Genomic DNA, 20,961 nt, shown 5'->3' with positions numbered 1-20,961 from the left:
TATGAATAATATTGGGATTGCAATTAATCCGTCAAAAGACAAAGATGATAAAATATTAAATATGGTTGTTAAAAAATTTAGAGAAGAATTTAATGTTAATGATGTAGCAGTTTTTAATTCTTTTGATATAGAAAAACAGGACTTGAGTGGTATTGATTTACTTGTTGTTCTTGGCGGAGATGGTACTCTTTTAGGAATAGCTAGATCGCTAAATAAAAGTTTTAATTCACCTATTTTAGGAATAAACATAGGCAATTTAGGTTTTTTATCAAGTGTTGATATATCAGATATTGATATTGCATTGAAAAAATTAAAAGGTGGCAAATACAAAATTGTTGATCGAATGATGCTTAATTGTAAAGTTGAATCACCAACAAATAACGAAGAACTAAAAGCGTTGAATGATGTAGTACTAGCTAGAGGAACATTATCAAGGATGGTTAAATTTACGATATTCGTAGATGGCAAAATATATTCGACGTTTAAAGGTGATGGACTAATAATAGCTACACCAACTGGATCTACAGCATATTCATTTTCGGCAGGAGGTCCATTTATATATCCAGATTTGGAGCTAATAACTATAACACCAATATGTCCGCACACAAAAAGCATGCAAACTATTGTATTAAAGGGTGATAGTCTGATTGAAATATATGCAGATCATGAAGAAGAAAAAATATATTTAACTGTGGATGGCCAAAAAGCAATAAAAATTGATCACGAAACCTCAGTGAAATTAAGCAAAAATAAAAAGAATGTAAAATTACTTGTTTTTGATGATTATGATTATTTTAAAGTATTAAGAAGTAAGATTTTAAATAATTCTAAAGAATGTGATGGTGAGAAACTTTGAAATCAAAAAGGCATACAAAAATATTGGAAATCATAGGTTCAAGAGAAATAGAAACTCAAGAGGAATTAGCAGATGTATTGAAAAAAGAAGGTTTTGATGTAACACAAGCTACTGTATCAAGAGATATAAAGAATTTGAAATTAATTAAGATGCAGTCAGGTAATGGTAAGTCTAAATATGTAGTGTCAACAGGGGAACAAAAAAACATCATAGATAGATTAAGTAACATTTTGGCAAATACTGTACTTTCTGTAGAAAATGTAGATAAAATGGTTGTCATAAAAACCATAACTGGCTCAGCGCCAATTACAGCTGAGGCTATTGATAATCTGGAAAGTGCAGATATTGCAGGTACTGTAGCTGGAGATAATACAATTTTTATTTTAGTTAGAAGTATTGAAAGTGCTGAGGATTTAGTAGATAAGATAAGAAAAAGAATGTCATCATAAATTTAAGGGTGGGATGAAATGCTGATTCAATTAAATATTAAAAATTTTGCCTTAATAGAGGAACTGACAATTAATTTTAGTGAAGGATTTAATATATTATCTGGAGAAACGGGAGCTGGAAAGTCTATTATGATTGATGCAATAGACTTTGTTCTTGGTGGTAAATTTTCCAAAAATTTAATACGAACTGGTGAAGATAAAACTTATGTAGAAGCGTTATTTTCAATAGAAAATTCAAAAGTGTTAACTGTTTTAGAAGAACTAGATATTGAGAATGATGATATATTAATTATTTCTAGAGAAAGTCACATAAGTGGAAAGAATTTAATCAAAGTTAACGGAAAAAGCTTAATTACATCACAGTTAAGAAAGATTAGAGCAAGACTTTTGGACATTCATGGACAACATCAAAATCAGGATCTGTTACAAAGAAATACTCATATATTATATTTGGACGGCTTTATAGGTAATGAAATAATAGATCCTTTAAATAAATTCAGTAATTTGAGGGAAGAACTATTTGATGTTAAAGAAGAAATAAAAAGGATTTCTGGAAATACAGATAGAGAGAAATTACTTGACTATTTAAAATTTCAAATTGAAGATATTGAAAAATCTAAACTTAAAGAGAATGAAGAAGAAACATTAAAAGAAGAGTATAATATTTTAGCAAATGCTGAAAAAATAAATAATAGTTTAGCTATATCATTTGGGATTTTAAATGGAAATGAAGAATTTAGTGTAATTGACTCAATTTCAAAGGTAATTCAAGAACTATCAAATGTAGAAAGCCACTTTGAGAAAATTAAGAAGAATAAGGAGGCTATTGAAGAGGCATTTTATATTATTGAGGAAGCTAGCCATGAAATTAGAGATATGGCTGAAGATGTAGTTTATGATCAGGATGCTTTAGATAAAGTAAATGCTAGAATTTATGAGATTAATACTTATAAGAAAAAGTATGCACCGACCATTCCGGAAATTTTACAATATCATGAAAAAATAAAAAAGGAATATGATGAGATAGTAAATTCAGAAAAGATAATAGAAGCCCTTAAGGAAAAGGAAAGGGTAATCTTATCTAAAATGAAGGAAGTTGCTTTAGTTATTCATGATCTTAGATTAGATAAAAGTAAGCTTCTTGAAGAAAAAATATTAAGAGAACTTGCGTTTGTAGGCTTAGAAAAATCAAGAATGGAAATAAGCGTGATACAAGGAGAGTTTAATGAAAGAGGATTTGATGATGTAAGTTTTTTAATATCAACAAATCCAGGAGAACCGTTGATGCCATTAGAAAAGGTGTTATCTGGCGGCGAGTTGTCTAGAATAATGTTAGCATTAAAATGTGTCTTTGCAGAAAAAGATGAAATTCCTACACTAATTTTTGATGAAATAGATACAGGAATTAGTGGAGCAGTTGCGCAAAGAGTAGGAGAAAAAATGTACCAGTTATCTAAAACACATCAGATTTTATGTATAACACATTTGCCACAGATAGCAGTTCTATCAGATTATCATTATTTTGTAATGAAAAGAGTAATGGACAATAAGACATTTACTAAAATAAAAATATTATTAAAAGAAGAAAAAGAATTGGAGATAAGTAAAATGTTAGCAGGTGATGATGTTACTGAGGCAACATTAAATAATGTCAAAGAAATGATAAGATTAAGTGAAGCAAAAAAATTAGAAATTAAAAAATAAATACATATCAAAATAAAAATTGGTAAAAATAAAACCATGCGATTGCGTGGTTTTATTTTTTTGTTTAAATTGCTTTCGAATTTTTTAATAAAAGATGTAAAAGAAATGAAAATATATATACTTAAAATTTAGTAGATGCTAAATTTTTTGTCTACAATAACAACGTTCCTATAGGATAAGACTTGAGTGCAGTGGGGAAATTAATATTAGTAAGTAGAAGGAGGAGAGAAATATGAAGAAAAAACTTTTATGCACAACTAGTTTAATTATGACTCCAATCCTGATTCTAATTTTAATGACCACAATAAGTATAAGGAAATTGCCAAATAAAATCTACACTAAAGATGAAAAAACAGTATTATCGATTGCACCTATAGGAAATACAATAAATAAATCTGGTGAAAATGATGATGAGTATGAAATAAAGTTTTTAGGAATGATACCACTGAAATCTTTACAAGTTCAAAAAATAAAAGAATTAGAACTTTATCCAGGTGGAAATCCAATAGGTGTAAGAGTAAATAGTGAAGGTGTACTGATTGTAGGATATTCTGATATAGAGATTGACAATAAAAAAGAAGAAAGTCCTGGTAAAGTTGGAGGATTAGAAATTGGAGATGTCATTTTAAAGATAAATGATGAAGAAATGGAAAATTCTCTTGACTTACTAAAAACTATTAAGGAATGTGATAAGGAAGATATAAAAGTCGATATATTAAGAAATGGAGAAAATCTATCAAAAATAATACATTTAAAAAAAGAAAATAATAAAGATTATAAAATCGGTTTATGGATAAGAGATTCCACAGCAGGAGTAGGAACAATGACGTTTTTTGATGCCAAAACGAAAAAGTTTGGTGCGTTAGGCCACCCAATTACAGATTGTGATACAAATGAACCTTTCTTAATCAAAAAAGGAGATGTTTTAGAATCTTCAATAATAAGTGTAAGAAAAGGTGAAAGAGGTTCACCGGGTGAATTAAAAGGAATTTTCTTAAATGAAGAAAATCCAACTGGAAGCATCGATAAGAACACGCAAAGTGGAATATTTGGAGAAATTAAAAATACTGAAGCACTAAACAAAAAAATAAAACCGCTTAAAGTAGGATTTAGGGATGAAATAACTACAGGAAAAGCAAAAATAATAACAACAATTGATGAAACTGGACCTCAAGAATATGATATTGAAATTGAAAAATTATTAAATCAATCTAATGCAGGTTCAAAAAGTATGGTAATTAAAATTACTGATCCACGCTTACTAGAGAAAACTGGAGGAATAGTCCAAGGAATGAGTGGAAGTCCCATAATACAAAATGGAAAGATTATAGGAGCTATAACACATGTGCTTATAAATAAGCCAGATACAGGGTATGGTATATATATTGAATGGATGCTGCAAGATGCAGGAATAATAAAATAATAAAATTAGGTGAAGCAGAATGCTTCACCTAATTTTATTATTTTATGATAGTAACAGTCAGAATTTAAAATAATCAAAATTTCATTAAAAAGTGTTGTTGAAGAAAAATAGTAGAATAAATAGATTTGTCTAGGAATTTTCAGCATAATTAAATAAATTTGGTATAATTTTATTACTATAATAAATATACATTGTAGAAAAAGTAATATAATTATATAATAAATATATATTATCTAAATAATTGAGAATTAAGGAAATATATAGTTACAAGTTTATTTATAAAAATACCTAAAAGTATTTTAATATAAACTATTTACTTTCTGAGAAAAAAAGTGTATAATTTACAAATAGTGGAAGATAAATACATTAAAACAATAAAACCTATTAAATATTTACCGAAGATTAAATATATTAATGGATATTCAATAAGAAAGGTACATACCCCTATAATAAAAAGAAATCTTACAAAAATTTGTTGAAATAACCTTATGTTATAAAAATTTTAGAGTGACATTATTCAATAAGAAAGGTTATATGGGTAAATAAAATAAAAAGTTAAACATAATTTTAGAATGGACAAAAGGAGAGAAAAAGATATGGAAGATTCAAAAATATCTGTACTTATTGCTGACGATAATAAGGAATTTTGTAGCATCTTAAATGATTATTTATTAAATCAGAGAGATATAATTGTTACAGGAATTGCAAAAGATGGGAGAGAGGCATTAGAGCTGATTGTAGAAAGAAAACCGGATTTGGTAATTCTTGATATTATCATGCCTCATCTAGATGGGTTAGGTGTACTTGAAAAATTAAATACAATGCAATTAGAGAAAGTTCCAAGAATAATAATATTATCAGCAGTTGGGCAGGATAAAATTACTCAACAGGCTATAACACTAGGAGCAGATTATTATACTGTAAAACCTTTTGATATGGAAGTATTTACAAAAAGAATAAGAGAAATGTTTAATTCTTCTACACTTCAAGAAACAAGTATTAGAACTTCATATCAATCATCAATTATTTCTTCAAATGAAACAAAAACAAAGACACCTATAGATTTAGAAACAGAAATTACTAGTATCATACATGAAGTTGGAGTACCTGCGCATATTAAAGGGTACATGTATTTAAGAGAAGCAATAACTATGGTTGTTAACGATATGGAATTATTATCAGCAGTAACTAAAGAGTTATATCCTTCAATAGCTAAGAAGTACAATACAACAGCTTCAAGAGTTGAAAGAGCAATAAGACATGCAATAGAAGTTGCATGGGGTAGAGGCCAAATAGAGGCTATAAACAGATTATTTGGATATACAGTTCATAATGATAAAGGCAAGCCAACAAATAGTGAATTTATCGCGATTATAGCTGATAAATTAAGACTTAAGAATAAAGTGTCTTAATAGGATTCTTTGTGCGAAATGTCATGGCAATAATATCTATAAAAATCACTATGGATTTCAACGTTTTATACCTATAAAGATTAAATTGAATTATTAGATAAACATCTTTTGTACTTCGGTTTTAAGACTGATATACAAAAGATGTTTTTTTATTGCCGAGAATTACAAAAATAATAAAAATAGTGTTAGATTAAAAAAAGAAGTTGCGAATTAAGAATTATAGATATGTAACAAAGGAGAAAATAAAATGCGAAATGCAGATGAGAGAGATTATTAAGGCAATACTTGAAAGTGATTACAAAACCATTGTGGCATTTAAAAGTAAATTAATGAATTCACATTTGTGAAATTTTTAAATAATTAACTGAAAATATTATAATGTTATTGACAAAATACATATATTTGTGTTACATTTTGTAAAGCATACTTTTAATTTAGTTCAGAGAAACTAAGAAGGGGGAACATATGACAAATAATAATATTAAAAATGAAAAAGATTTTGTAGACGTAACAGAGAAATTATCTTTAAAGAAGGCAATTCCATTAAGTATCCAGCATTTATTCGCAATGTTTGGTGCTTCAGTCTTAGTGCCACTTATTTTCAAAATTGATCCAACTACAGTCCTATTTTTTAATGGTATTGGTACATTACTATATGCATTTATCACTAAAAAGAGGATTCCAGCTTATCTAGGATCAAGTTTCGCATTTATTTCGCCAGTTTTACTTTTATATAGCCAAGGTTATGATTTCCAAACTATACAAGGTGGATTTGTATTTGTTGGAATAGCGTTTTCAGTAATAGCAATTATTGTAGGATATACTGGAATGGGATGGATAAATAAATTATTCCCACCAGCAGCTATGGGATCAATAATAACAATTATAGGTTTAGAACTTGCTAGTAATGCTGCTGATCAAGCAGGATTTCCAGTAGGATTAAGTAATTCACCTACTTTAAATGTAACATGGGTAATAGTTTCAATGGTAACGTTGGGTACAGTGATTTTATGTAATGTATTATTAAAAGGATTCTTAAAAGTTATACCAATACTTATTGGGGTAATTGTAGGATATATTACAGCATTTTGTATGGGACTAGTAGATTTTGGTACTGTAAATAATGCAAACTTCTTTGTATTACCAAACATAAAGGTTGCTCATTTTAATATGAATGCAATATTAACAATACTACCGGCAACTTTTGTTGTAGTAGCTGAACATGTTGGGCATTTAAAAGTTACAAGCAGTATTGTAGGTAGGGACCTAGCAAAAGATCCTGGACTTCACAGATCTTTATTAGGTGACGGATTATCAACAATTATTTCAGGAATGTTTGGTTCTGTGCCAACAACAACTTACGGTGAAAATATTGGTGTTCTAGCACTAACTAAAGTATATAGTGTATATGTAATTGTAGGAGCAGGATTAATATCTATAGTTTTAGGATTTTCAGGAAAGATGTCAGCACTTATAAGTACAATTCCTACTCCAGTAATAGGAGGTATTAGCTTCTTATTATTTGGAACAATAGCAACATCTGGTTTAAGAACTTTTATTGAAGAAAAAGTTGATTTCGCTAAATCAAGAAATTTAATACTTACATCAGTAGTATTTATAGTAGGATTAAGTGGTATAAAACTAACGCTAGGAACTATCGAGCTAAAAGGAATGGGATTAGCTACAATTGTAGCAATGTTAATAAGTATTTGTTTCATGATTTTCGATAAACTAGGAATTATGAACGAAGCAGAATAAAATTGCTCGGAAAATAAAGAAATTTAAATGATAATGTACAGGGGATAATGGAGAAGAATCTTTATTATCCCTTATTTTTTACGTTAAGTATAAACAAAGTTCTTGTTTTTAGCTTTTATTGACACACATACTTTTAGATGATACGCTTTTGTTATGTAAAATATAATCTATATTTTGCTAAGGTGGTGAAAAAATGTTATTAAAAGATTACTCGGAGAATCAAATCAAAAATCTAGTGGAAATTATAAGAGATTGTGCTTTAGAAGGTAGATATACAATATCTTTTGAAGATAACAAGTTTGAAAATATTCAATTTATTCAGGAATATAACATAAACGAAAATAAACGTATCCATATATTATTCAATTTAAAGTATACAAATTTCTGTTATGGACTTCAAAATATGAAAGAGGGTATAGAACAAAATAATTTATATGTCTTTTGTTCTCAGGAAGAATTATATAATATTGAAGGAATTAAAGAATTGGTTGATATATATTTGAAATTTAATATAATACATAGCGATTTAGAAGAATATAGAATTATAGTGTCGATGCATAAGAGAAATAAACCTAGTACATATCTTTTTAAATAGAATTATTAGTTCCAACCTTTAAAGGAGGGATATATATATGAAGAATTTAGCATACTGTGAACGTTGTATGAGCAATAAAGAGTATAAATTACAAAGAAATAAAAAAACTTCTGTTTTGAATAATGAAGAAATAAGTTTTGAGGCTAAAGAGGCTATTTGCGAAGCATGTGGCAACGAAATTTTTGTTTCTGATATCTGCGATCACAATTTGAATGTATTATATGAAAAATATAAAATAAGACATAATATTATTAGTATTATGGAAATTAAGAATATCTTAACTAAATATTCTATAAGTAATGAGGAATTATCGTTATTACTAGGATGGAAGAGTTATACGTTAAAAAGATATTTGAATGGAGATATGCCTCTAAAAGATCATTCCAATGTGCTTAAAAAAATATATGAAAGCATAGATTATTATTCAATAGTATTACAAACAAACAGAGATAAATTAGATGTAATTAGTTACAGTAAAAGTAGGCAGACAGTTAGAAATTTATTAAATGCAGAAATTATTGAAGTGAAGATGGAGGCTGTAATAAAATATATTTTAATTAGAGGTGAGGACTTTACAGATTTAACTCTACAAAAATTATTATACTTTGTACAGAGTTTTTATTACATGTTTACAAATACTTTTATTTTTGAAGAGGATTGTAAAGCTGCAATTGATGGGCCTGTTTATGCAAGTATACGTGAAAGATATAGAATATTTGGTTATAAAGAGGTTCATCGCGGGATTTTAAGTAATGACAAATTAACTTTGGATGATTTTGAAAGAAATATTGTAGAAAGTGTAATAAAGTTTTATGGTTGTTATAGTGGGAAAATTATAAAACAAATGACTCAAAATGAAGCACCTTGGATATTATCTAGAACAAAAAATACATGTTCTACAGATTTAGACGAAGAAGATTTTGGGATAATAATAGATAAAAGTTTAATTTCAGAATACGTTATAAGTGTTAAAGAAAAATATAATATATTAAATCTATTAGATATTCAAAAATACAGCACTGATTTATTTAATAAAATATCGATGTAGAAAGAGGAAAGACATGAAGACAACATTATTACTTATCAGGCATGGTGAAACAGAGTGGAATACACAAGGTAGATTTCAGGGATGTACTGATATTGATTTATCAGAAGAAGGAATTAAACAGGCGGAATTATTGAAAAAACGTCTTAATGGTAATTTTGACTATATATATACAAGCCCTCTTAGTAGAGCACTAAAAACAGCAAATATAATAGCATCTGATACGGATAAAGAGGTCATAACAGCTCCAGAAATACGAGAAATAAATTTTGGTGAATGGGAGGGGCTGACGATACATGAGATAAGTGAAAAATATCCTGAAATATTTAAGGCTTGGAGAACAGATAAAGTAGAAAGTTATATCTCAGGTGGAGATTTAAGTATTAGAAATGCTGCGAATAGAGCATCAAAGTGTATCCTTGATATTGTTTCAAAACATAAAGGTAAGAAGATAATAATTGTTGCGCATGGTGGAATTATTAAAGCTGGGCTTATTGGAATATTTGAATGGGATATGACAATGTATCATAAAATTTTGCTTGGAAATACATGCATAAATACAATAAACTTTAATGATGAATTGATGCCATCAATACTATCATTAAATGACACTAATCATATTGGCGATAAAATAAAGAAAGTTTAATTATTATGTGTATTCAATCATTAAATGCAAAGTATGCTATAAGAGTTGAAAGATATTTTTTAGCGTAATTACGGGGGTACTTATTTATGTTAATAAGAGAAATAGAAGAAAAAGATAATAAAGAAGTAGAAACTCTAATAAGAACTTGTTTAATAGAATTTGGTGCAAATAAACCAGGATGCGCTTGGTCTGATCCAAATTTAGGCTGTTTTTATCAAGTTTATCAAGATCAAAAGTCAAAATATTGGGTTGTTGAAAAAGACAATAAAATTATCGGTGGATGTGGTATTGGTCCATTAGAAAATACTAAGAATATATGTGAGTTACAGAAGATGTATGCCCTAAAAGAGGCAAGAGGGACTGGAATAGCAAAGGAATTATTGAAAATATCATTGGATTTTGCAAAAAAATATTATGATAAATGTTATCTTGAAACATTTAATAACATGGTCGCTGCGAATAAATTTTATCAGAAGAATGGATTTGTTCAGCTCGATAAACCTATATTAGAGACTGAACATTATGCATGTGATGTATGGTATGTAAAATCCTTATAGAGTAGAGTTTTGGGATATAATAACAAAATTATTGTAATTGTAATCATTAAATCATATTTAATAGAAAATGCAGTCAAACCAGACTGTATTTTTTATTATTTAATTCATATAAAATTTCGAACTAAATTATTACAATTGATTGTATTATTGTATGTATCTGAATGAATTATATTTTATTATTTTGTAAATAATATTGATAATTTAAATGCCTTTGGTAAAGAGTAATATATTTGTCCAAATTTTTCGATAATGAAATAATAAATTTATTTTTGGGAATAAAAAAAAGCAGTAAGCAGTTAAGCAAAGTTTTTCTGAAGAATATCTTCTGCTTAAGTCTTAATATTTCTATATATCCCACAATAACACCCCTTTTGCTAAAATTTACAGATTTTTATAGATAAATTATAATGTATGAAGAATTATTTAGCAAAGAAAATCGTAATACAATTATTATTGTATAATGACATAATAATTATTATTTATATTCAAATTAATAATGTTTAATTTCAACTTTAAATCAAATTAATAATTAAGATATTATTTAGGAGTAAAAAAGTCTAAATAATTCTAAAAAAGAAGGTGAATTATAAGAAAATATTTTACTATAATATAATGCATATGTAGTATGAGACTATAATATAAATAGATTAGTTTCATAGTAAACATTTTATGGAATTATGAATCTTAAGAAGATATGTTAGGGGTGAAACAAAAAAAGTTTGAGTTTATAATCTTTTATTAAAATTGCTGCTTTACAATGTGTACAAGGGATTGTGATGAGTGTAAATTATGAATAAAAATATGTCTAGACAAATAGCAATTGAATTTATATCCAGTGATAAAATTATGAAATTTAGTGTAGATTCTTTACATGAGACTATACAAATTAGTAGTAAAGATATGAATAGGTTGTATGAATGGTTAAAAGATGATGAAATATCTGTGAGTTTAAATAGTGAGAATAAACAAATTATACTTTTTAAGAGCAGTTTACTTAAAGCTGAAATAATTAATGGATAATGGAAAGGGATTGGGAAAATAGTAGACCAAGGACCTTTAATACTAAATTGGTGAGCTTGCCACAAATGCTGTAGTTATTTTCTTAAATCCATTTAGCTAGGTAAATATATGCAAAATGCAATAAGGTCATAGTAAGGAGAAAATCCTTTCTATGGCTTTTTAAGGTTATATAATTTCACAATTAAATAATTGTGAATGTAAAGGTTGTAATATGAAAAAAATTGGACTTATGATATAATTTTGGAGATGAGAGAATTTAAAGTAAGAATATATATAAATATGAAAAGATAAGATATTGAGAACTTTATGTGCTTTGAGAGGAGGAAATATGGACTACACTGATTTACATGATAAAATGCAATTTCATAGATTTCAAAGTGAGATACAACAATATAATAATAATCGTTTTTATAATAAATCCACTACAATACTCTCAGAAGCTATAAAGTGTTTCGGTGATCATCCAGGGTTGCACTATCTTTTAGCGTTAACTTATTATTATTGCAAGGAATACTTAAAAGCAACTGATTGTTTAAAAACAGCAATTTATTACGATGAGAATAACAACAAGTACTTAGGGCTTATTGGCTGTTGTTTTTTTCAGATAAATGATTTTGAAAGCGCTTATAATTATTCTAAAAAAGCATATGAATTAGACCATTACAATTTAGATGCTATTATTACTCTTGGAAAAATTGAACTTTACAGAAACAATTATGACGAAGCATTGCAATATGCTGCTTTAGCTGTAGGTATAGATGATAAAAATTTCAAAGCAACAAGATTGTTAAGTAAATGCTATATTGCAAAAGGTGAAGATGAAATCGTAACTTTGGAGATATTAAGAAAAGCTAGAAGATTAGGTAATGATGATGATCTTGATTTTGATATAATTAAATTTTTATACATAAATGGGAACTATTTTGAATGTTTAAAAGAATGCAAGAGGAGTATAATTGAAAACACTGATTCCTATATTGCTCAAAAGGCAACAATGTATGTTTCTAAGATATATGAAAAAGTAATGTTAAGTAAAGCCAGAATGAACCAAGAATTAGAACTTAGACAAGATAAAGAGAATTCCGATAATTTAAATCTAAATGAAGAGTTTAAGATAAATGAGAACAAGATAAAATCCTCGATTGATAATATCATGGATTTGGGACTGAAAAATGAAGATTTAGTAAGTTCCAGCGAAGATAAAATGGAAAAAGTAAAAGAAGAATATTCAAAGAAAAATGAAGATATTTCAAATAAACAAATAGTTAATCAAAATAATTTTACGCATAAGGAGAAATCAAAAGAAAATGGAGATAGAAATTCAGCTTCTTTGGAAGAGGCTTTAGATAAGCTTGAAGCTTTAATAGGATTAAATAACGTTAAAACAGAAATAAAAAGAATAGTGCAACTCATAAAGTATGAGAATAATAGAGCAAATGTTTTGGGAATAGAGAAGAATATCAGCCAAAGTTATCATTTTTTATTTTTGGGTAATCCAGGAACTGGAAAGACGACAGTGGCGAGATTGATTACAGATATTTTTTATTATCTGGGAATCTTGGAAAAAGGGCAATTGGTAGAAGTTGATAGAAGTTCAATTGTAGGTCGTTTTATAGGTGAAACCGCAAAACTCACAAAAAAAGCGATCGATAATGCAATGGGTGGTATCTTATTCATCGACGAGGCGTATTCTCTAGCAAAGGGTGGAGAAGGAAGCAACGATTATGGAGCTGAAGCAATAGAAGTTTTAATTAAGGAAATGGAGGATAAAAGAGATAAGTTCACAGTGATTCTAGCAGGATACACAAAGGAAATGAGAAATTTAATGAAACTAAATCCTGGATTAAAAAGCAGGATTAATTTAGAGATTGAATTTGAAGATTATAAAGATCATGAATTAGTTGAAATTGCTAAAAGTATGGCAAATGAAAATTACTATCAGCTAAATAAAGATGGAGAAAGAGCCTTTTTAGAGAAAATAAAAATAGAAAAGGTTGATGAAAATTTCGCTAATGCTAGAGTAGCGAGAAATATCCTGGAATCAGCTATAAGAGAAAAGGCTTATAGAATCGGGGATAGCGAAGTTACTAAAGAAGAATTATTAACTTTATCTTCTGAAGATTTTGGGGTGAATTTGGAATTTAATGCACGAGATAAGATGAAAGAATTGCAAGAAGAATTGGATAGTTTAGTTGGACTAAGTGAGGTTAAAAATATTGTAAAAGGCATAATAAATACATTAGAATTACAACATAGAAAAAAGGAACTAGGCATAGAGTCTGAAGATATTTCATTAAATATGATATTTACAGGAAATCCGGGGACTGGAAAAACTACAGTAGCAAGAATTCTAGGAAAAATATTAAAAACTATAGGTGTGCTAAAAAAAGGTCATATGATTGAGGTGACTAGAGCAGATTTAGTTGGAGAATATGTTGGGCAGACTGCCCCAAAAACTTTAAATAAAATCAAAGAAGCTTATGGTGGAATATTGTTTATTGATGAAGCTTACAGCCTAAATGGTAGTGGTGGGAATGATTTTGGAAAAGAAGCTATAGCTACATTAATTAAAGAAATGGAAGATAATAGAGATAAGTTAGTTGTAATAATGGCTGGATATACAAAAGAAATGAAAGATTTAGTGAATTTAAATCCAGGCATGGAAAGCAGAATAAAATTAGTAGTAGAGTTTTCAGATTACGATGCCGGTGAACTAATGGAAATCTTTGAAGGACTATGTATAAGAGAAAGTTACGTTCTTACAGAAGAAGCTAAACAAGAACTAGTATCTGAGTTTGAAATTCAATATAATAATAAAGATAAAAATTTTGGTAACGGAAGATTAGTAAGAAAATACTTTGAGAAAATAAAAATGAAACAAGCAGGCAGAATTATAAAAGATGATATTAGAGATAAAGAAGAATTACTTGAAATCATTATAGATGATATAAAAGAATAGATAAAAAAGTGAGATTTTAACTTTTATATTATACACAATGGATGAAAGAGGGAAGATATGTTTTACATGATAATCAGCATCATTTTGTTATTATATTTCAGTTTGAATTATTATATAGGCTCATGGTTTTGGGATAACATGGGGTATGTAATGTCATTTATGAATATTGAAGTATACTGGAGTATTTTATTTATAATTGTTTTGTTTAGTTTTGTTGGAGTTATATTGAATCACTATTTACCAAAGTTCTTACAACATAGAATATATTTATTGGCTTCCTATTGGCTGGCTGCTTTAACTTATTTTACGATTTGTATTACTTCATTAAATTTAATTAACATGCTAGGAGTATGGTTTCACTTAATGCCATTGCAGATTTTAAGTAAAGGAAATGATTCTTTTAGAATAGGGCTATTAGTTTTAATTACAGTATCGATTTTACTTGTATATGGGACTATAAATGCTAAGAATTTAAGAGTTACGTCATATAAGCTAAATATAGAAAAACAAGCAGGTTCTTTAAAAAGAGTGCATATTGTTCTTTTATCTGATATTCATCTAAGTGATTTAAAAGATAAGGGGATGAAAAAACTAGTTGAAAAGATTAATGGAATAAAACCTGACATTGTATTATTTGCAGGAGATATTATTGATGCTAACCGAGATATGGCTATATATGATTTTGATAGCATGCAAAATCATTTTAAAAATGTCAAAAGCAAATATGGAATTTATGCATCACTAGGAAATCATGATTATGATCATAACGGTGATTCTACAAATAGAATTGATAATTTCGAAAAAGCCGGAATTAATATATTAAGGGATAGTGTTATCAATATTGATAAAAGCTTTTACATAATAGGACGTGAGGATAAGTTTTATGAAAGAATCAATGGAGCAAAACGCAAAGATTTACTTGAGATAATGGCTGGGATTGATAAAAACCTGCCTACAATCGTACTAGATCATCAACCCTCTAATTTAGAAGAGCCTATCAAGGCAGGAGTTGATTTACAGTTATCTGGTCATACGCATAAAGGGCAGTTCTTTCCATTTAATTTGATTACAAAAAGAGTTTTTAAAAAGGATTATGGATATTTAAAGATAGGTAACTTCCAAATTATAGTTTCAAGTGGAGCAAGAACTTGGGGGCCGCCTATACGTATTGGCAGTAAAAGTGAAATTGTAGATATAGAAATTCAATTTCTATAAGATAATGTATCTTTATATTATGATATTTCAAATGCGAATAAATTAATTTTCAGATATATAAGACTAGATAAAATAGATATTAATCAATAAATATAGTGTGGTATTAAGAGATTTATAGAGGTTATAGTATGTTTAATAAAGTAAACATACTATAACCTCTATTTGTTCTTAATTTAATTATTTATAATATAATAATAAAATCAATTGACAAAATAGACAAAGTGGTCTATTATTAAGTTAAGGATTTAACAATCTATTTGAGGTGATAAAATGATTAAGACAACAAAAGGAGAGCAGTCCAAAATAAGATTAATTGAATGTGCTGCGGAGTTGTTTTTGCAAAAAGGATATAATGCAACTGGAATTAATGATATTTTAGCAGGTACAGGATTACCTAAAGGATCATTTTATTTTCACTTTGCAAGCAAAAAAGACTTAGCTATTAATGTTTCAGCTTATTATGAAAGTAAAATTGGGGGTTGGATATTAAATACGTCAAAGGGAAAAACTTGGGTAGAATTTGTAACAGATTTAATAGGACAGATGATCCAGGGTGCAGAAAATAAAAAACATTATGGCTGTCCATTTGCAGTGCTAGGATTAGAGATAGCTTTTTCTGAACCAGATATTTCAGAAAGTTATTATAAGTCCATGAAAAAATTAATAGATATCTTCGCTTCAGTTCTTAAAATTTCAGATATACCAGAGGACAAGATAGATGTTTTATCAAATCGTGCTTTTGCTATATATGAAGGATATTTACTGTATTATAGAATAGGCAAAGATGTAGAAGTATTAAAAATGATGTTAAGGGATTTAATAGATATATATGAAAATTTTAAGGAGGTGAAAGCATGAAAGAACAAATAAGAAATTATATTAAAAGCAGAGGCGTAGATGATGTGGGATTTGCATCAGTATCTGAATATTTAAGTCCCAATACACCTAAAATAGAATCTTTTTTTCCTAGAGCAAAATCAATAATAGTAATAGCTTATAAAGAATTGACGACTTGTGAGAGTAGCGATCCTCAACTGGCTATGAATGGAAGATTGGATAAGAAAGAGGTAATGAGATCTGATGCTTATAAGATATGTCATTATTTAGAGGATGAATTTAATGCACAGATTCTTTCCATACCTGAATCATTTCCTAGGGGAGGAACCTCAGCAGTATCCCTTAGGCATGCTGCAGTGGCAGCAGGGTTAGGAACTTTTGGAAGACACAATCTTGTTATACATCCTAAGTTTGGAACAAGAGTTACTTTCACTGCAATAGTCACTAATTTAGAGATTGAGCCAGACGATAAAATAGAAAATAGATTTTGTAATAATTGTAATATTTGTGTTAAAAGTTGTCCAGCAAAGGCTTTAGATGAAGATGGTAAAACCGATGTGAGAAAATGTATGACAGTTTCGCAGCCGTTTTCTTTTGTATCATACTTATCATTTTTAGATAAATATGTTGAGGCTAGTAAGGAAGAAAGGAAAGCAATGACGATGGAATTCTTTCCTTATTATCAAGCCACTGCATATACAACACAATATTATTGTTTTAATTGTTTAAAACTATGCCCAGCATGTAGAAGTAATTAGATAAATCTAATTTAAATTTTGGATATATTTTTTTAAAATCAAAATAAACAAACTGGTCTATTAATATTTATTAGAAAATAACAAAAATATGTTAAATTATAGGAGGAATAGAAAATGAGAGATGTAGTAATAGTAAGTGCAGTAAGAACAGCAATAGGAGCATATGGTAAGACTTTAAAGGATGTACCAGCTGTAGATTTAGGAGCTATAGTAATAAAAGAGGCTGTTAAGAGGGCCAATATAAATCCAGAAGATATTAATGAAGTGATTTTCGGAAATGTTCTTCAAGCAGGTTTAGGACAAAATCCAGCAAGACAAGCTGCTGTAAAAGCTGGATTACCTGTAGAAATACCAGCGTTTACAATTAACAAGGTTTGTGGATCTGGCTTAAGATCTATTAGTTTAGCTGCTCAAATTATAAAAGCAGGAGATGCTGATGCCATTGTAGTAGGTGGAATGGAAAACATGTCTAGTGCACCATTTTTACTTAATAATGCAAGATGGGGACAAAGAATGGGTCATGGAGAATTAGTTGATGAAATGATAAAAGATGGTTTGTGGGATGCTTTCAATGATTATCATATGGGAGTTACAGCAGAAAATGTTGCTGAAAAATGGAATGTAACAAGAGAGGAGCAAGATGAATTTTCGCTCTTATCACAACAAAAAGCTGAAAATGCCATAAAGAATGGGGAATTCAGGGAGGAGATAGTTCCTGTAGTAATCAAAACTAAAAAAGGAGAAATAGTATTTGATCAGGATGAATTTCCTCGATTCGGTAATACTATAGAAGCCTTAAAAAAACTTAAACCTATATTTAAAGAAAATGGTACTGTAACGGCAGGAAATGCATCTGGATTAAATGATGGAGCAGCAGCATTGGTAATAATGAGTGAAGAAAAGGCTAATGCACTCGGAATAAAACCTCTTGCTAAAATTACTTCATATGGATCAGCAGGATTAGATCCAGCAATAATGGGGTATGGAGCATTTTGTGCAACAAAAGCTGCACTAGATAAAATTAATTTAAAAGCTGAAGAATTAGATTTGATTGAAGCCAATGAAGCATATGCTTCTCAAAGTATAGCGATATCTAAAGATCTAAATTTGGATATGAATAAAGTCAATGTAAATGGAGGAGCTATAGCACTTGGACATCCTATAGGGGCATCTGGCGCACGTATTTTAGTAACTTTGTTACATGCAATGAAAAAGAGAGATGCGAAGAAAGGACTTGCTACTTTATGTATCGGTGGAGGTCAAGGAACTGCACTAGTAGTTGAAAGAGAATAAATTTAAATTTTCAATAAAAACTATAAGCCTATTTTAGCCTAATTTCTAATCTTGATATGTTTAAGTGTAGGTGTTAAGTCTAATATTTAGATTTAACATTTGCACTTATTTTTTCAGATAATATATAGGCATGATATTAAAATAAATATTGTCTTAACAATATTTATAAATTTATATCATAGCTTGATATGTGAAAATCAATTCAATATAATAGAGGCATGTCTAAAACTAGAATAAGTCTAGATTAAATTAATAAATATAACTACAAAGGATGGAGATGCCTTTATGGATAGTAAAGAAATATTAATTGAAAATTCTCATAAGAGAAGTGAAAGCTATGGAGTTGAGAAGAAATCTAATTACTCAAAAAAAATCCTATTTGGTTCAAAGTTGGAAAAGATTTTAAATGATAATAAGGAATTGATTGAAGTATCTAAAGTATATATAGATATGGTTTTTTCAGCAGTTATGGATAATGAATTCATTATATTATTAACAGATAGAGATGGGTGTATCTTATATATAAAAGGTGCAGAAGAAAATAGTGGGAAACTAGAAGTGGATAATATTAATATTGGAGCCTATATGGATGAGCAGAACATAGGAACGAATGCAATGGGAACTGCAATAAAAGAAGATAGGTGTATTCAAATAACTGCCAACGAGCATTATATTCAAGGTTTTCAAAAATTAACTTGTTCAGCTGCACCTATTCATAATAGCAGTGGTGAGATTATAGGAACTTTGAATTTAACAGGAAGAAGTAATATGAAGCATCCACATACATTGGGACTAGTAGTTTTTGGAGTAAAAGCAATCGAAAATGAATTAGATAAGAAAAAAATTAGTGATATTTTAATTCAGACCTATAATTATATGGAAAGTGTTATAGACAATGTGGATAAAGGGATTATGATTATAGACAAAGATGGCAAGATTATTAATATAAATAAGTTAGGCGCTGAAATATTTAATAGAGATAAATATTCTTTACTAGGCGAAGAGATGCATTATATTTTACCCGATTTAGGAAACATTATAGAAGAATCGGATAAAAGAAATAGACCTATAATTAAGGAAGTAAAATTAAAACATACAAGTAGCTATAAAACTAAACTTTTTTTCAAGGGCATAAAACATAAGGAGATTACTGTTGGACTGGTTGTAACTATGAGTAATGAAAAAGAAGAGATTGATATTAAAAATGTTAGTGGAGCATTTTTTACCTTTAATGATATAATTGGCGAAAGTGCTGCAATAGAGAATGTGATAACAAATTGTAAAATTATTTCAAATAGCCCTTCAACAGTATTGATTCAGGGAGAAAGTGGGACAGGAAAAGAAGTTTTAGCTCAGGCTATGCACAATTATAGCTTAAGAAGAAGTAATAAATTCATAGCCATTAACTGTGGGGCTATACCTGCCAATATAATTGAAAGTGAATTATTTGGATATGAGGATGGCACTTTTACTGGAGGAAAAAAAGGAGGAAATCCCGGAAAATTTGAGATAGCAAATGGTGGAACCTTGTTCTTAGATGAAATTGGAGAGATGCCATTAGATATGCAAGTTAAGCTACTCAGGGTACTTCAAAATAGTAGAGTAACAAGACTTGGTGGAAGTAGGGAAATTTCTATAGATATTAGAGTAATAGCGGCTACAAATAAGAACCTTAAAAATGAAGTAAAAAAAGGGAATTTTAGAGAGGATTTGTATTATAGGTTATGCGTTATTCCGATAAAGCTGCCTCCACTAAGAGAAAGAAAAGGCGATGTAGTTAAGCTTATAGAATATTTTTTTAGAATAAAATCTTTCAAATTGAATAAACCAATTCCAGATATTAGTGAAGAATTATATAGTAATCTATTAAGCTACAATTGGCCAGGAAACATAAGGCAGTTAGAAAACTATATAGAGAATATAGTGAATTTAGATGGAAAATTATCTTTTGATTTATGGGATGAAAATGATTATAGAATTTCTGAAGAAATTAATGAACTAGAATCAATAAATGATTTGAATAAGGAAAGTAAAGTAAATTATCTAGAAATAATGCATAATGAAAATATTAAAAAGAGATTTAGTGAAATTTTTGACGCAAATGAAGAAGAATTTAATTTAGAGATAATAGAAAGTAAAGCTATCAAAGCTGCGATAAAATTATGCAATCATAACATGAGCAAAGTTGCAAAGACTTTAGGTATAAGTAGAAATACATTGTACTTAAAAATAAAAAAATATGATATTAAAATGTCCTAAAATAATACACTGTCCTAAAATAACACAGTAATTATATGATAATGTGTAATGTTTTAGGACATTTTTATTTCAAAACGTTGAATAGAAGAATGTCGTAAGCTGACGGTAAATGGATAGATTAAAGTTGAATATAATTTATTTAATACTTTAAATTTAAGAGAAAACTGTGGGAAGC

At 28.5% G+C, this 20,961-nt stretch carries 17 protein-coding genes; all 17 read left to right on the top strand.

What is annotated here, in order from left to right:
• Position 1: 1 nt before the first annotated feature.
• Entirely contained in the window at positions 2-856 is an 855-nt protein-coding gene (locus D2A34_RS16160; RefSeq protein WP_079439517.1) for an NAD(+)/NADH kinase, read from the top strand.
• The gene (locus D2A34_RS16155; RefSeq protein ID WP_079439516.1) at positions 853-1,305 is read left to right on the top strand and encodes an arginine repressor; all 453 of its coding nucleotides are present in this window, start codon (positions 853-855) and stop codon (positions 1,303-1,305) included. Before D2A34_RS16160 ends, D2A34_RS16155 begins: the two co-directional genes overlap by 4 nt.
• A gap of 18 nt (positions 1,306-1,323) precedes the next feature.
• Positions 1,324-3,009 (top strand): DNA repair protein RecN, encoded by a 1,686-nt coding sequence (recN, locus tag D2A34_RS16150; RefSeq protein WP_079439515.1) that lies wholly within the window; start codon positions 1,324-1,326, stop codon positions 3,007-3,009.
• A gap of 232 nt (positions 3,010-3,241) precedes the next feature.
• Entirely contained in the window at positions 3,242-4,432 is a 1,191-nt protein-coding gene (gene spoIVB, locus D2A34_RS16145; RefSeq protein ID WP_079439514.1) for a SpoIVB peptidase, read from the top strand.
• A 596-nt stretch (positions 4,433-5,028) separates the two neighbouring features.
• Entirely contained in the window at positions 5,029-5,844 is an 816-nt protein-coding gene (gene spo0A, locus D2A34_RS16140) for a sporulation transcription factor Spo0A (protein ID WP_079439513.1), read from the top strand.
• A 465-nt stretch (positions 5,845-6,309) separates the two neighbouring features.
• On the top strand, positions 6,310-7,602 hold the full coding sequence (gene uraA, locus D2A34_RS16135; protein WP_079439512.1) for a uracil permease: 1,293 nt from the start codon (positions 6,310-6,312) through the stop codon (positions 7,600-7,602).
• 193 nt (positions 7,603-7,795) lie between these two features.
• On the top strand, positions 7,796-8,197 hold the full coding sequence (locus D2A34_RS16130) for a hypothetical protein (protein ID WP_079439511.1): 402 nt from the start codon (positions 7,796-7,798) through the stop codon (positions 8,195-8,197).
• Between the two features lie 37 nt (positions 8,198-8,234).
• Positions 8,235-9,245, top strand: coding sequence for a type II toxin-antitoxin system antitoxin SocA domain-containing protein (locus D2A34_RS16125; protein ID WP_119367324.1), 1,011 nt, complete (start codon positions 8,235-8,237; stop codon positions 9,243-9,245).
• Positions 9,246-9,258: 13 nt separating this feature from the next.
• Positions 9,259-9,888, top strand: coding sequence for a histidine phosphatase family protein (locus D2A34_RS16120; RefSeq protein WP_079439509.1), 630 nt, complete (start codon positions 9,259-9,261; stop codon positions 9,886-9,888).
• 86 nt (positions 9,889-9,974) lie between these two features.
• Positions 9,975-10,445: a GNAT family N-acetyltransferase gene (locus D2A34_RS16115; protein ID WP_079439508.1), complete on the top strand. Its 471-nt coding sequence runs from the start codon at positions 9,975-9,977 to the stop codon at positions 10,443-10,445.
• 789 nt (positions 10,446-11,234) lie between these two features.
• Positions 11,235-11,465, top strand: a complete 231-nt coding sequence (locus D2A34_RS16105; RefSeq protein WP_079439506.1) for a hypothetical protein — start codon at positions 11,235-11,237, stop codon at positions 11,463-11,465.
• A 328-nt stretch (positions 11,466-11,793) separates the two neighbouring features.
• Entirely contained in the window at positions 11,794-14,424 is a 2,631-nt protein-coding gene (locus tag D2A34_RS16100; protein WP_119367323.1) for an AAA family ATPase, read from the top strand.
• A gap of 150 nt (positions 14,425-14,574) precedes the next feature.
• Complete coding sequence (locus D2A34_RS16095; RefSeq protein ID WP_243128354.1) at positions 14,575-15,639, top strand: metallophosphoesterase; 1,065 nt, start codon at positions 14,575-14,577, stop codon at positions 15,637-15,639.
• 270 nt (positions 15,640-15,909) lie between these two features.
• The gene (locus D2A34_RS16090) at positions 15,910-16,497 is read left to right on the top strand and encodes a TetR/AcrR family transcriptional regulator (RefSeq protein ID WP_119367321.1); all 588 of its coding nucleotides are present in this window, start codon (positions 15,910-15,912) and stop codon (positions 16,495-16,497) included.
• Complete coding sequence (locus tag D2A34_RS16085; RefSeq protein ID WP_119367320.1) at positions 16,494-17,234, top strand: epoxyqueuosine reductase; 741 nt, start codon at positions 16,494-16,496, stop codon at positions 17,232-17,234. The genes D2A34_RS16090 and D2A34_RS16085 overlap by 4 nt, the downstream gene beginning before the upstream one ends.
• 114 nt (positions 17,235-17,348) lie before the next feature.
• Positions 17,349-18,527, top strand: a complete 1,179-nt coding sequence (locus D2A34_RS16080) for an acetyl-CoA C-acetyltransferase (protein WP_119367319.1) — start codon at positions 17,349-17,351, stop codon at positions 18,525-18,527.
• 285 nt (positions 18,528-18,812) lie between these two features.
• Positions 18,813-20,786, top strand: coding sequence for a sigma-54-dependent Fis family transcriptional regulator (locus D2A34_RS16075; protein WP_119367318.1), 1,974 nt, complete (start codon positions 18,813-18,815; stop codon positions 20,784-20,786).
• The last annotated feature ends 175 nt before the right edge of the window (positions 20,787-20,961 follow it).

The organism is Clostridium chromiireducens, assembly GCF_003575225.1.
Taxonomy (GTDB): Bacteria; Bacillota; Clostridia; order Clostridiales; family Clostridiaceae; genus Clostridium; species Clostridium chromiireducens.
This window is presented reverse-complemented; position numbering and strand designations above follow the sequence as displayed.